This is a genomic window from Anoxybacillus sp. LAT27 (assembly GCF_022030075.1).
Taxonomy (GTDB): Bacteria; Bacillota; Bacilli; order Bacillales; family Anoxybacillaceae; genus Anoxybacillus; species Anoxybacillus kestanbolensis.
The window spans coordinates 1-222 of the sequence record NZ_JAIWYK010000413.1 but is presented as its reverse complement, the minus strand read 5'-3'; the positions used below and the strand labels follow the sequence as shown (position 1 = coordinate 222).

The window sequence follows — 222 nt, the reverse complement described above, 5'->3', positions numbered from 1 at the left end:
AATGGACTACATTTTATATCTGACTGGCTTTTTCGCATATCAAAAACCAACAGAATTGACAGCAGATTTAGAGGACGAGTTAGTTAAATGGGTAAGAACAGTTAATTTTACAAACCAATCTAATAGCACAAGACGTGAAATCTTTTCGGACTTACTGGAATTGAGATTAAATCCAGTAAAACAATAGTAAAAAGCGTAGCAACACTTATTACGTTGCTACGC

At 34.2% G+C, this 222-nt stretch carries 1 pseudogene; it reads left to right on the top strand.

The window, feature by feature from the left end:
- Positions 1–187: pseudogene (locus LD028_RS10005) on the top strand (hypothetical protein); the annotation flags it as partial.
- Positions 188–222: the final 35 nt, after the last annotated feature.